Below are 13,426 nucleotides of genomic sequence, written 5' to 3' on the forward strand. Positions count from 1 at the left end.
TGCGGGTGTCTTCGACCCGGCCGCACAACCGGAAACTGGGCTGGCGGGGAAATTGGGTAACTCGGCATTCTAGCCTGAAAGTGGCGAGGACGCCAATTTGGGGGGCTTGCCTGGAGACCCGGGAACAAAAAAATAGGGACGCATTTAGCTTGGTAAGCCCCCTTTCGGTCCGCTCCGTGTGCAGGACATGCATCGACAGGCCAGCTAATTGGCCCCTTCGCACACGCGAGAGCGCCATCATCCCGACGCAAGACGCCGCGTAAGCCTCAAAAGGCCGCCCGCGCGGCCAGTTTGAGGCGGACCCCGCAAGATCCTCCGCTCCACCCCTGATAGTCACCAGCACGCCAAGCAAGCCGACCGCCCCAACGCCCTAGGCCAAGTCTCATCGTGAGCGCGTGGCGGGATCGGCGGGGGATGGCGGGGCGTGTAGATGCGCCCGACGGAATCTGAAGGGAAGGCCGAAGGCCTGGACGAAGATGAGGAAGGGGGGAGCCGCCTAGGCAAGTCCGGAGCGAAGGCTCCGGACCGCAATCGTAGCCCCGCCATCCCCCGCCGATCCCGCCACGCGCGGCGCAAGAACCCCGCATCGTCCAGAAAAAACGACTACTCAGCCGGCCCCAACTTAGGCCGAATGAAATCCATGAACGCCCGCGTCTTGGCCGGTTGAATACTCGACGGATACACCACGTAGATCGAAATGGGATCCACCGACCACCCCGGCAACACCCGCCGCAACGAATTGCGCTTGATGATCGGATCCAGCGCCTGGCAATGCGGCATCCGCGTGATCGCCAGATCCAGCCCCGCCAGCGTCCCCGCGATGCTCATGTTGTTTGCCGCCAGATGCCCCTTCACCGGCACCTGCTCGCTCACCCGCCCATTGTGCAGCGTCCAGTGCGAATGGGCGTCGTCGATCGTCGTGCGCAGGCATTGATGCTGCGTCAGGTCCGACGGCGTCTTCGGTTCCCCGAAACGTTCCAGATAGCGGTCCGACGCATAAAGATAGTTGTTCAGCGCCACCAGTTCCTGCACCACCGCGCCGTCGCTGCGGGGCGCCGGCGCAGCGCCATTGCCATTGCCGTGGTCGGCGTTCGTCACCGGATAGTCGCTGTTGCGGCCGAAACGCAGCACGATGTCGAACGGCGTGCCCTGGGCGTCCGACGCCGTCATCATGCTCAGGTCGAACTCGCACTCCACCTCGGGATAGCGGTCCGTGAAATCGTTGATCGTTTCCGGCAGCAGCCAGATCGCCAGACTGTAGGGCATAGACACCCGCAGATTGCCCGAGGGGCCGCCCGATAGCGCCTGCAACTGTTCGTGCGCCAGGCGGGCCTCGTCGATCAGGCCCTGGCAGCGGCTCATGTAGGCCGCGCCGGCTTCCGTCAGGTCCAGGCGGCGGGTGTTGCGGTTGATGAGGCGCAGGCCGATCGCGCGTTCCAGCTCGTTGATACGGCGCGACAGCGTCGAGGTGGGCATGTTCAGCGCCCGGGCGGCCAGGCTGAAGCTCTTGCGCTTGGCCACTTCTACAAACAGGGCGATGTCGTTGAGCTGGACGGTCGGGGCTTCCATAGGCGTTCCGGTGTGGGCCGCCCGAGTTTACGCCACTCCGGCGCGAGTCCCAACGTCGGCGCCGCGGACCAGAATCAGTCCGAGAATCCGCGCCTTGTCAGATTTGATTGCAAATTTGCATGCCATGCCATCAGTTGCCGCGGGCATATCCCCTAAACTTCAGGCGAACACACCATACCAAGACCGCAGCGGTTATCCGGAATCGCCAAGGGGCCCAGTTCGCATGATCGATACGCCGACGTTTTTCACCGTCCTGACGCCCACCTACAACCGGGCGGGGACGTTGCACAGGGTGTACGAATCCCTATCCCGCCAGACATTCCGGGATTTCGAGTGGGTGATCGTGGACGATGGCTCCACCGACAATACCCACGAAGCCGTGCTCGACTGGCAGCAGCGGGCCCGTTTCCCCATTCGCTACATCTGGCAGAACAACCAGCATAAGAAAACCGCCTTCAATCGGGGCGTGCGCGAGGCGCATGGCCAGTTGATCGTGGCGCTCGACAGCGACGACGAGATGCCGCCCGAGGCGCTGGCGACGTTCAAGGCGGCGTGGGAGGCCATCCCGCCGGCGCGGCGCGATTCCTACGTGGCGGTGACCGGCCTGTGCGCCCGGCCCGACGGCAGCATCGTGGGCGACCGCTATCCGCAGGACGTGTTCGACAGCACGGCGGTGGACGTGTATTTCCGCTACCGCATCAAGGGCGAGAAATTCGGTTGCATGCGCACCGACGTCCTCAAGAAGTATCCGTTTCCGGAAAACGTGGCGGGGTTCGTGCCCGAGAGCCTGGTGTGGTGGGCGATCGCGCGGGCCGGTTACCTCAGCCGCTTCATCAATCAAGTGGTGCGCACCTACCACGACACGCCGGGCGGCCTGAGCCAGAGCACGACGTCGGTGGCCAACAACGCCCAGGGCCTGTACCTGCTGGCCTGGGACATGCTGCAGCACCACCTGGAATTCTTCCGCTTTCGGCCGCGCGAATTCATCATGGCCGCGGCCCGTTATACGCGCTTCCGGCTGCATCTGAAGCACTCCGGCGTACCCACGGCGCTGCAGGCCTATCGCCTGACAAACCCATGGGCACGCCTGATGGTGGGCGTGATGTGGCCGTTGGGCTATGCGCTGTACCGCCGCGACCGGCGGCGCGGCGTGGCATGAGGGGCGGCCGGGCGTTCACCCGGGCCGCCATGCGAGGCTATGCCGGGGCTGACGCGGCGTGGCCGAGGCCCAGGTAGACCTCGACCACGCGCGGGTCTTCGGCGACCTGCGCGGCGGGGCCTTCCAACGTGAGGCTGCCGGTTTCCAGCACGTAGGCGTAATCGGCCACCTGCAGCGCGGCGCGCGCGTTCTGTTCGATCAGCAGGATCGACACGCCCATGCCGCGCAACTGCTCGACGATGCGGAACACCTCGCGCACGATACGCGGCGCCAGGCCCAGGCTGGGTTCGTCCAGCATCAACAGGCGCGGCTTGGCCATCAGCGCGCGGCCCACCGCCAGCATCTGACGTTCGCCGCCGGACAGCGTGCCCGACAACTGCGCGCGGCGTTCGCGAAGGCGCGGGAACAGGTCGTAGACCTCGGCCAGCGTCTGGTCCTGGTCGCGCAGGCCGCGGCGGAAGCGGTCGAAGCCGCCCAGCATCAGGTTGTCTTCCACCGACATCTCGGCGAACAGCTCGCGTTTCTCCGGCACCAGGTTCATGCCGGCCGCCACCATTTCCTCGATCTCGGCGTGTTCCTGGCGCTTGCCGCCGAACACGATTTCGCCGCGCGAGGGCAGCACGCCCATGATGGCCGACAGCAGGGTGGTCTTGCCGGCGCCGTTGGGGCCGATGACGGTGACGATCTTGCCTTCGTCCACCGACAGGCTGACGCCCGAGACGGCCTCGACCTTGTCGTAGGCCACGCGCAGGTCGCGCACTTCCAGCAGTTTCGCGCTCATCATTCCACTCCGCCCAGATAGGCTTCCAGCACCGCGGGGTTGTGCTGGATCTCCGCCGGCAGGCCCTCGGCGATCTTCTCGCCGAAGTCCATCACCACCACGCGATCGACCAGGCCCATCACGAAATCCATGTCGTGCTCGACCAGCAGGATCGCCATGCCCTCGGCCCGCAGCTTCTTCAGCAACTCGGCCAGTTCGCATTTTTCCTGGTAGCGCAGGCCGGCGGCCGGTTCGTCCAGCAGCAGGATGCAGGGATCCGACGCCAGCGCCCGCGCGATCTCCAGGATGCGCTGCTGCCCCAGCGCCAGCGAGCCGGCTTCGTCGTGCAGGTGTTTGCCCAGGCCGACGCGCTCGACCTGGCGCGCGGCCTCGGCCAGCAGGCGGGCCTCCTCGGCGCGGTCCAGGCGCCAGGCCGCCGGCAGCACGCCGCGATGGCCGCGCAGGTGGGCGCCGATGGCGACGTTCTCCAGCACGCTCATGCGGCCCAGCAGCCGCACGTGCTGGAAGGTGCGCGACAGGCCCAGGCGGGCGATGCGGCGCGCGCCGGCGCCGGCCACCTGCTGGCCCAGCAGCGTGACCTGGCCGGAGGTGGGCGTGTCCACGCCCGAGATCTGGTTGAACATGGTGCTCTTGCCGGCGCCGTTGGGGCCGATCAGCGCCAGGATCTCGCCCGCGCGGATCTCCAGGTTCATGGCGTTGTTGGCGACGAGGCCGCCGAACTTGCGGGTCACGTCGACCGCTTTCAGCACCACTTCGCCGCGCGGCGGCATGGGCTTTCGCGGCAGCGGCTCGGCCGTGCTGTCGATCTGGCGCTGGCGCTTGCGCACCGGCACGCAGCGCGCCAGCACCGGCCACAGGCCGCCGCGGAAGCGGTGCAGCAGCAGCACCATGCCGAAGCCGAACACGATCACCTCGAAGTTGCCGGTCTGGCCCAGCAGCTTGGGCAGCCAGTCCTGCAGCCATTGCTTGAGCACCGTGAACACGCCCGCCCCGACCAGCGCGCCCCACACCTGGCCGGCGCCGCCGATGACGGTCATGAACAGGTACTCGATGCCCATCTGCAGGCCGAACGGATTCGGATTGACGAAACGCTGCATGTGCGCGTACAGCCAGCCCGAGGCGCAGGCCTGCAACGCCGCGATGATGAAGATCACCATGCGCGAGCGGGCCGTGTCCACGCCCATCGATTCGGCCATGACGCGGCCGCCCTTGAGGGCGCGGATGGCGCGACCCTCGCGCGAATCGAGCAGGTTGCTGGTCGACCACATGGCCACCAGCAGGAAGGCCCAGATCAGGTAGTAGATCTCATCGCCCTGCGTCAGCGCCCAGCCGAACAGGTGGATGGCGGGCACGTCGGGGATGCCGGTGTGGCCGCCCAGGCCCTCGACCGAGCCGAAGGCGAAGTACAGCGACAGGCCCCAGGCGATGGTCCCCAGCGGCAGGAAGTGGCCGGACAGCTTGAGCGTGATGGCGCCCAGCAGGTAGGCCACCACCAGGGTCAGCAGCAGGCCTGCCAGCAGCGTCAGCCAGGGCGAGGCGCCCAACCACGCCAGCCAGGCGGGCAGGGCGTCGGCGCGGGTGGTGAGCAGCGCGGTGGTGTAGGCGCCGACGCCGACGAAGGCCGCCTGGCCGAAGCTGGTCAGGCCGCCCACGCCGGTCAGCAGCACCAGCCCCAGCGCCACCATGGCGTACAGGCCGATGTAGTTCAGCAGCGTGACGTAGAACGGCGGCAACGCCAGCGGCGCGGCCGCCAGCAGCGCCAGGAACACGAGGACGAGGTGGCGCGGGGTCATTCTTCTTCTTCCTCGACGTGGTGGCTTTTCAGGGAACGCCAGAGCAGCACGGGAATGATCAGCGTGAAGACGATGATCTCCTTGTAGGCGCTGGCCCAGAACGAGGAGAAAGCCTCGATCAGGCCGACCAGCACGGCGCCGGCGGCGGCCAGCGGGTAGCTCACCAGGCCGCCGATGATGGCGCCGACGAAGCCCTTCAGGCTGACCATGAAGCCGGAATCGAAATACATGGTGGTGATGGGCGCGATCAGGATGCCCGAGACGGTGCCGATCAGCGCCGCCAGGAAAAACGTGGCCTTGCCGGCGAACACCGGCGAAATGCCCATCAGGCGCGCGCCCAGCCGGTTGAAGGCGGCGGCGCGCAGGGCCTTGCCGTACATCGAGCGCTCGAAGAACTGGTACAGCACCACGATCAGCAGCGCCGACACCGCCACCACCCACAGCGCCTGGCTGTTGACGTTGACCGGACCCAGCGCCAGGCTGGCGTCGCTGAACGGCGCGGTGCGCGCGCCTTCGGCGCCGAAGGCCAGCAGGCCCAGGCCCACCAGCGCCAGGTGCACCGCGATCGACACGATCAGCAGCACCAGCGTCGAGGCCGAGGCGATCGGCTGGTAGAACAGGCGATAAAGCTGCGGACCCATCGGCACCACCAGCAGCAGCGTCAGCAGCGCCTGCACGGCCATCGGCAACTGCGCCAGCGGCAGGCGGTAGAACAGCGCGGCCAGCAGCAGGGGATACACCACCTTGGCGATGATGCGCCACAGCGGCGCGCGGCGTCCCGGCCGCCTGGCGCGCGCCATCAGGTCGGCCACGGCCTCGGCCAGCGCGAACGCCAGCAGCAGCCACACCAGCAGCACCGGCTTGCCGGCCTGCAGCGCGGCCATGGTGAGCGCGCCGAAGGCGACGAACTCGCCCTGGGGGATGAACAGCACGCGGGTAACGGTAAAGACCAGCAGGATGGACAAGGCCAGCAGCGCGTAAATGGCGCCGTTGGTGATGCCATCCTGCCCGAGTATCAGGGCGATCTGAGCATTCATCGGTACTTCCGGATAAAACGGAAAATCACTGCAGCGGATTTATCCCCCCGAAGCGCTGCGCGCCTCCCCCCGGGGGGCATGCCTGCGGACCGGCAAAGCCGGCTCCGCGGCATCTCGATGGGGCAGCGTTCAAGGGGGGGTTACTTGACTAGCGTCCAGTTGCCGTCCTTGACGGTGATGAGTTCGCGGCCGCGGTCGTCGAAGCCGCTGTGGTCGGCGGCGCTCATGTTGTAGACGCCCTGGGTGCCGACCAGTTCGCGGGTCTGCTCCAGCGCGTCGCGCAGCGCGCTGCGGAATTCCTTGGTGCCCGGCTTGCCGGCCTTCTCGGCCAGCGGAATGGCCTTTTCCAGCAGCAGGCCGGCGTCGTAGACGTTGGCGCCGAAGGTGGCGGGCTTGGAACCGTTGAGTTTTTCGTAGGCGGCGATGTAGTCGCTGGCGACCTTCTTGGACGGGTTGCTGTCGGGCATTTCCGGCAGCACCAGCATCAGGCTGGCGGCCAGCACGGTGCCTTCGACCTTCTTGCCGCCGAGCTTGAGGAAGTCGGGCAGCGCGGCGCCGTGGGTCTGGTAGAACTTGCCCTTGTAGCCCTGGTCGAACAGCGTCGTCTGCGGCAGCACGCTGGCGGCGCCGGGGGCGGCCACCAGCACGGCGTCGGGCTTGGCCGCCAGGATCTTCAGCGCCTGGCCGGTGACCGAGCTGTCAAAGCGCAGGTAGCGCTCGTTGGCGGTGAGCTTGATGCCCTTTTCGGCCGCCAGGCCGGAGAACACCTTGTACCAGTTCTCGCCGTAGGGATCGTTCAGGCCGATGAAGCCGACCGTCTTGATGCCGGTCCTGGCCATGTGGTCGACCAGCGCGCGGGCGATGATGTCGTCGTTCTGGGTGGTCTTGAAGACCCATTTTTTCTGCTCGTTCATCGGCAGCACCACGGCGGCGGTGCCCACCGGCGCCAGCATCGGCACGCCGGCCTCGGCGGCGAACTGGATCACGCCCATGGCGTTGGGCGAGCCCGAGGGCCCGATCAGGGCGTCCACGTTCTGCTCGGTGATGAGCTTCTTGAAGGCCGTGACCGAGTTAGTGGAATCGCTGGCGTCGTCCAGCGAGATGTATTCCACGGTCAGGTCGCCGATCTTCTTGGGCAGCAGCGGCACGGTGTTCTTTTGCGGAATGCCAACCAGCGCGGTGGGGCCGGTGGACGAGGTGACCACGCCGACCTTGACCTGGGCCAGGACGGGCAGGGAGACCAGCGTGGCCAGCACGGCGGCGGCCAGGGGGAGTTTCTTCGACAGCATGGCAAAACCTCCGGATAGGGGGCAGAGTGGGTGCGGCTGGAAAACGGAGAAAACGGATACCGCGGAAATTGCTTTTGGTTTCAACTTTCTGGCACTGCACTGTAGACGCGGTCTGCGTGCTTACCTATCCGTCAAAACCCGAAGCGGATGCGTGGGACGCCGGTCAGATGGTGATGGAACTGACGCTGGCGCCGCCGCAGACGAACAGCGTCTGGCCGGTGACGAAGCTGTTGGCCGGGTCGGCGAAGAACATCACCGCCCGCGCCACGTCGTCCGAGCGTCCCAGGCGCTTGACCGGGATGCCGTTGGCAAGCTGCTTTTCGCGTTCGCTGCCGGGTTCGATCACTTCGTAGAACATGTCGGTCTGGATCGGGCCGGGCGCCACCACGTTGACGGTGATGCCAAAGGGCGCCAGTTCCAGCGACCAGGTGCGCGCCATGCCGACCATGCCGGCCTTGGTGGCGGAATAAGCGGTGCGGGTGGGCAGGCCCAGCGCGCCGCGCGAGGACATCATGACGATGCGGCCGAAATGGCGTTCCTGCATGCCGGGCAAGGCCGCCTGCACCAGGCTGATGGCCGCGCCCAGGTGGATCTGGGTCAGGCCGTGCAGTTCCTCCTGGGTCACCTGCGGCAGCAGGTTGGGCCAGATGACGCCGGCGTTGTGGATGACATGGCTGACCGGAAAGCGCGCCGCGATCTCGGCGCCGGCCTGGGCCGTGGCGTCGGCGTCCAGCAGGTCGACCTGCACGTTGTGCAGGCGCGGGTGGCTGAAGTCGGCGGCGCGGCGCGCCATCGAGATCACTTCGTAGCCCGAGTCGAGCATGCTGCGGCAGATTTCGGCGCCGATGCCGGCGCTGCCGCCGGTGACGATGGCGACGTTGGTTTGCGTCATGGTGAATCCCCCTGTGTTCTGTTGTTCTTGACGGCCGCTCAGGCGCGCGGCGCCAGCGCCAGCACCCGCAGCGGGCTGCCCGAGCCGCTGCGGATCTTGAGCGGCGCCGAGAAGATCACCGCGCCGGTGGGCGGCAACTGGTCCAGATTGGTCAGGCACTGCAGGCCGTAGCGGTTGTTGCCGTGCATGAAATAGTGGCAGGGGTAGGGCGGATTCAGGTGATGGGCCTGGCCGGCGTCGGTGCCCACCGACTCCGTGCCGAAGCCATGCACGTCGCGTTCCTTGATCAGCCACGGCACCACCTCGGCGTCGGGGCCGGGCGAATGCGCGCCGTCTTCCCGCATGTTCAGGTATTCGGCCGGCTTGGCGCGCTTGGACCAGTCGGTGCGCATCAGCACCCAGGAACGGGCCGGGATGCGGCCATGCTGTTCCTCCCACTTCTTGACGAAGTCGATGGTCAGCAGGAAGTCCGGGTTGTCGCGCGCTTCGGCCGAACAGTCGATGACGCAGGCGCCGGCGATGAAGGCCTCGACCGGGATGGTGTCCACGGTGTTGTCGGGCTGGTCTTTGCCGGTGACCCAGTGCACCGGCGCATCGAAGTGGGTGCCGGTGTGCTCGGAGCACGAGAAATTGTTCCAGTACCAGGCCGGGCCGCGCTCGTCGTAGCGCGAGATTTCCTCGATGCGGAACGGCCAGGCCTGGCCGAATTCCGGCGGCAGCACGATGGTGGGGAATTCGGGCGTCAGCGTCTCGGTCAGGTCCACCAGGCGGATGCGGCCCGACACCAGTTCGGTCATGAATTGGGCAAGTATGGGTTGGCTCATCTGTTGCTCCTTTGGTTTTCGTGTCGGGGCGTCAGGCGCCCAGTTCCCGTTCCAGTCCCTTGGGGTTCTCCGCCAGCCGCGCGCGGAATTCCTGCGCCACGTCGCCGACGTACACGTCCTCGACGCCATCCTTCAGCGCACGCACGATGGCGCTCGCGATGGCCGCGGGCGCCACGCGCGGGGGCGGCGTGCGCTGCTCCCATTCGTGGTCAACCGGGCCGGGGAACACGTTCACCACCCGCACGCCGGACGGCCGCATTTCGGCGCGCAGGCATTGCGCCAGCGACAGCGCGGCGGCCTTGGAGGCAGACCACATGCCGCGCGCCGGCAGGTTGAGGTGGGCGTAGATCGACAGCACGTTGACCCAGGCCGTGGCGTTGTTGACGCCGTCGGCGGCGCGGCCGCACAGCGCAGGCCCGAAACCCTGCGCCAGCCGCATCAGGCCCAGCACATTGACGTCCAGCGCGTCGCGCGCGGTGTTGACGTCCTTGCGGCCGAGCAGGCCGCCTTCGCGTTCCAGGTCGGCGGTGTTGACCAGGATCTCGACCTTGCCGCCGATCGACGCGGCGGCGCGTTCGACCGAGTCGCTGTCGGTCACGTCCAGCGCCAGTGCCTGCACCCGTGGATCGGCCGCCAGCGCGTCGAAGGCGGCGTCGCGGCGCCAGGCCTGCGGATCGCCCAGGAACACGGTCGGGCAGCCGGCGTCGAGCAGGGCGCGCGCCACCGCCTGGCCCACCGCCGACTTGCCGTCGGTGACCAGCGCCCGGCGGAATTTCGGATCGCACGAGGTCTCGCGCAGGGTCTTGTCGTCTTCCATATTGGGCGTATTCCTTTCGGGCAGGGCGATCATCACGGCCTGGCCGCCGCGGTCGAGCTTGAGCGCCAGCCGCACGCGGGCGCCGTCGGCGCAATCCTGGTGCACGTGCGCCACCACCGACGGGCCGGCGTCCATGCGCACGGTGCCCACCCGCCACGGCAGGCGTTCACGGAAATAGAGGTCGTTGCTGTGGTGCAGGGTGGTGCTGACCAGCAGCACGCCGTTGGGATCCACCGGCCGCCACGGCAGGCGTTCCGACAGGCAATGGCCGCAGACTTCGCGCGGCGGGTACTGCACCGCGCCGCAGTCGGCGCACGTCTGCAGCTCGAAGCGGCCTTCGGCGGCCGCGGCCGTCAGGCCCAGGGCGGCGCGGCTGCGGGCGCCCGGCGGCAGGGTCGGCTGGCGCGTGCGCGCCACGGGGTTCTTGCGCGGCGGCTTGGCTAGCGGCTCGGTCATGCGTCGCTCCTGGCCAGGATGGCCGCGGCGGTGCACAGCCCGCGGTCGTAGTTGATCATGCCGAAGCCGCTGACCAGGCCCAGGCGCGCGTCGGCCACCTGCGTGCCGCCGGCCGTGCCGGTCAACTGGCGCAGCGCCTCGACCATGCCGAGGTAGCCGCCGGCGGCGCCGGCCTGGCCCACCGACAACTGGCCGCCGTTGGTGTTGAAGGGGAAGCTGCCGTCGATGGTGAAGGTGTTGGCGCGCACGAATTGCGGCGCTTCGCCCTTGGCGCAGAAGCCCAGGTCTTCCATCTGCATCAGGTTGATGACGGGGTAGTCGTCGTAGGCCTGCAGGAAGTCCATGTCGGCCGGCGCCGCGTCCGCCATGCCGTAGAGTTCGTCGATGTCCATGGTCCAGCCGCCGCGGGTCTGGATCGGGTCCTCGATCCAGGCGTTGTGGCGCTCGATGGTGGACAGGATGCGGGCGTAGGGCAGGTTCAGCGCCCGCGCCCGGTCTTCGCTCATCACCAGGAAGCCGTCGGCGCCAGCGCAGGGCATGACGCAGTCGAACAGGTGGATCGGGTCGGTGATGACGCGCGCGTCCAGGTATTGCTTGAGCGTCAGCGGCTTCTTCATCAGCGCGTGCGGATAGCGCAGCGCGTTGTCGCGCTGCGCCACGCAAACCTTGCCGAAGTCCTCGCGAGTGGCGCCGGTGCTGCGCATGTAGTGCGCGGTCAGCAGCGCGAAGCTGGCGTTGGGGCCGCCCGCGCCATAGGGGTAGACCGCGTCCTGGGCGAAGCGCGAGAACTGGCTGACGGTGTTGCGGAACGAATCGACCTGGTTGGTGTCGCCCGCGATGCAGGCGACGATGCCGGCGTCGCCCGCCTGCACCGCGCGCGCGGCGCGGCGCAGCGCGGCCACGCCGCTGGCGCCGCCCATGGGGATGTGGTCGAGCCAGCGCGGGCTCATGCCCAGGTGCTGCGTCAGGCCCACGGCGGTGTCCGGCGCCAGCGTGAAGCTGGACACGCACAGGCCGTCGACGTCGGTCTTGGCGATGCCGGCCTGGCGGATCAGCGCGCCCAGCGCGCGGCCGAGCCACCAATGCGCGGCATGGGTGGAATAGCGCTCATACGGAATGCTGACGGGCAGGGCCGCCACCACGCCGTCGTAGCGGGCGCGCGGCGGGCTCATCGGGCGGGCTCCTGACGCTTCTTCATGGCGGTGGTGTCGACGCAGCTGGCCGTGCCCGGCAAGGTCGGCGCCAGCGCCTTCATTTCGCCGCGCTGGATCTTGTTGGTGGTGGTGAGCGGCAGGCTGTCGACGAAGGCGACGTAGCCGGGCGCCTTGTAATAGGCCAGTTGTTGCAGGCTCCACTGCACGATGTCGCGGGCCGCGTCGGCGCGGGCGGCGGCGTCGGCGGGCGCGGTTTCCGCCACCACGCAGGCCAGCACCTCGTCGCCGCGCACCGGGTCGGGCACGGCGGCCACCGCCACGGCCTTGACCAGCGGATGCTGCAGCAGCACGCTTTCGACTTCCACGGCGGAGATATTCTCGCCGCTGCGGCGGATCACGTTCTTCTTGCGGTCGACGAAGCGCAGCGCGCCGTCGGCCTCGCGGCGCACGATGTCGCCGGTGTGGAACCAGCCGTCCTCCCAGGCCTGCGAAGTGGCCTCGGCGTCCTTCAGGTACCCGGCGAAGAAGCCGTAGCGCGGGTCCTCGCCGGCATGGCGCACCAGCAGCTCGCCCGGCTCGCCGGCCGCGGCCTCGCCGCCGTGGTCGGCGACGATGCGCACCTCTACGTCGTCCTCTTCGCGGCCGAAGCAACTGCTGCCGATGTGGCGCGGCTCCTGGTTGGCGATGATGACGGCCCCGGCGCCGGTTTCGGTCATGGCCCAGGCTTCCAGCAGCGGAAAACCGAAGCGTTCCTCAAAGGGCTGGTGCAGCTTGCGGTCGACGCCCGCGCCGAAACCGAATCGGATGGCTGGCTGCCTGTCCCGCGCCGACGGTTCGGCCTTCATCAGGATCGCCGGCATCACGCCCAGGTAGTGCAGCACGGTGGCGCCGGATTCGCGCACGCTGTCCCACCAGGTCTTGGGATGGAAGCGGTCCAGCGGGATCAGGCAGCCGCCGGTCAGCACCATGGCCATGGCGGAATAGGCCATGGCGTTCATGTGCACCAGCGGCAGCGGCGTCAGCATGCGCTCCTCGCCGGGGCGCAGCTCGGCCAGGCCCCCGATGCGCGCGTACCAGCCGCCCGCGTGCAGGAAATAGCGGTTCGGCAGGATGCAGCCCTTGGGACGGCCGGTCGTGCCGGACGTGTACAGCAGCGCGCACTCGGTCAGTTCATCCGGCTCGCCCGCCAGCGGCGCGGGGAAGGGCGCGGCGGGCGGGGCGTCGTCCGGCCCCATCACGCGCAGCGGCCGGCCGGCGCGCTCGGCGGCGGCCAGCAGGTCGGCGTGGCGCTCGGGCAGGGCCACCGCCAGCGCGATTTCGGAATGGCCGGTCAGGTACTCCAGTTCGGCCGCGCGCAGGTCGGGATTGATCGGCACCACCGACACGCCCAGCGCGTTCAGCGCGAACCAGTGCAGGAAGAAGGCGGGACGGTTTTCCAGCAGCAGGCCGGCGCGGTGGCCGTGGCCGTAGCCGGCGCGGGCATAGGCCGCGCGCAGCGTCTCGATGGCGGCGGCAGCCTGCGCATAGCCCAGTTCGCCGGCGCCGATGCCGTAGATGCCGGCGGTTTCCGGCAGGATGCACAGGAAGGGCCGGGCGCCGTGGCGGGCCGCGGTGTCCAGGAAAGCCTGGTGGACGGTGGTGCTCACAAGCCGCTC

The 13,426-nt window shown here is 68.3% G+C and carries 11 protein-coding genes; 1 reads left to right on the plus strand and 10 read right to left on the minus strand.

Annotation, left to right across the window (positions count from 1 at the left end; translation table 11 throughout):
- Positions 1–603: 603 nt before the first annotated feature.
- Entirely contained in the window at positions 604–1,569 is a 966-nt protein-coding gene (locus SB816_RS23920; RefSeq protein ID WP_054501807.1) for a LysR family transcriptional regulator, read from the minus strand.
- 223 nt (positions 1,570–1,792) lie between these two features.
- On the opposite strand from SB816_RS23920, the gene SB816_RS23925 reads away from it, so the two are divergent.
- The gene (locus tag SB816_RS23925) at positions 1,793–2,728 is read left to right on the plus strand and encodes a glycosyltransferase family 2 protein (protein WP_054501806.1); all 936 of its coding nucleotides are present in this window, start codon (positions 1,793–1,795) and stop codon (positions 2,726–2,728) included.
- 37 nt (positions 2,729–2,765) lie between these two features.
- Here SB816_RS23925 and SB816_RS23930 read toward each other — a convergent pair whose 3' ends face one another.
- From SB816_RS23930 to SB816_RS23970, 9 genes are all read right to left on the minus strand, one after another.
- A complete protein-coding gene (locus SB816_RS23930) occupies positions 2,766–3,509 on the minus strand; it encodes an ABC transporter ATP-binding protein (protein WP_064525565.1) in 744 nt (247 codons plus the stop codon).
- A complete protein-coding gene (locus SB816_RS23935; RefSeq protein ID WP_054501804.1) occupies positions 3,509–5,302 on the minus strand; it encodes an ABC transporter permease subunit in 1,794 nt (597 codons plus the stop codon). The genes SB816_RS23930 and SB816_RS23935 overlap by 1 nt, the downstream gene beginning before the upstream one ends.
- The gene (locus tag SB816_RS23940; RefSeq protein ID WP_054416489.1) at positions 5,299–6,339 is read right to left on the minus strand and encodes a branched-chain amino acid ABC transporter permease; all 1,041 of its coding nucleotides are present in this window, start codon (positions 6,337–6,339) and stop codon (positions 5,299–5,301) included. The genes SB816_RS23935 and SB816_RS23940 overlap by 4 nt, the downstream gene beginning before the upstream one ends.
- A 140-nt stretch (positions 6,340–6,479) precedes the next feature.
- Positions 6,480–7,628 (minus strand): ABC transporter substrate-binding protein, encoded by a 1,149-nt coding sequence (locus SB816_RS23945; protein ID WP_049052843.1) that lies wholly within the window; start codon positions 7,626–7,628, stop codon positions 6,480–6,482.
- Between the two features lie 163 nt (positions 7,629–7,791).
- Positions 7,792–8,520, minus strand: a complete 729-nt coding sequence (locus SB816_RS23950) for an SDR family NAD(P)-dependent oxidoreductase (RefSeq protein ID WP_269874289.1) — start codon at positions 8,518–8,520, stop codon at positions 7,792–7,794.
- Between the two features lie 38 nt (positions 8,521–8,558).
- Positions 8,559–9,344, minus strand: coding sequence for a cyclase family protein (locus tag SB816_RS23955; RefSeq protein WP_054447005.1), 786 nt, complete (start codon positions 9,342–9,344; stop codon positions 8,559–8,561).
- Positions 9,345–9,375: 31 nt separating this feature from the next.
- Positions 9,376–10,617, minus strand: a complete 1,242-nt coding sequence (locus SB816_RS23960) for an SDR family NAD(P)-dependent oxidoreductase (RefSeq protein ID WP_410547637.1) — start codon at positions 10,615–10,617, stop codon at positions 9,376–9,378.
- Positions 10,614–11,789 carry a thiolase family protein gene (locus tag SB816_RS23965; protein WP_410547638.1) on the minus strand — a complete coding sequence of 392 codons (1,176 nt, stop codon included), beginning with the start codon at positions 11,787–11,789 and terminating at the stop codon, positions 10,614–10,616. The genes SB816_RS23960 and SB816_RS23965 overlap by 4 nt, the downstream gene beginning before the upstream one ends.
- Positions 11,786–13,417: an AMP-binding protein gene (locus SB816_RS23970; protein ID WP_410547639.1), complete on the minus strand. Its 1,632-nt coding sequence runs from the start codon at positions 13,415–13,417 to the stop codon at positions 11,786–11,788. Before SB816_RS23970 ends, SB816_RS23965 begins: the two co-directional genes overlap by 4 nt.
- Positions 13,418–13,426 lie beyond the last annotated feature (9 nt).

This window comes from Achromobacter sp. SIMBA_011 (assembly GCF_046535435.1).
GTDB classification, from domain to species: domain Bacteria; phylum Pseudomonadota; class Gammaproteobacteria; order Burkholderiales; family Burkholderiaceae_B; genus Achromobacter; species Achromobacter dolens.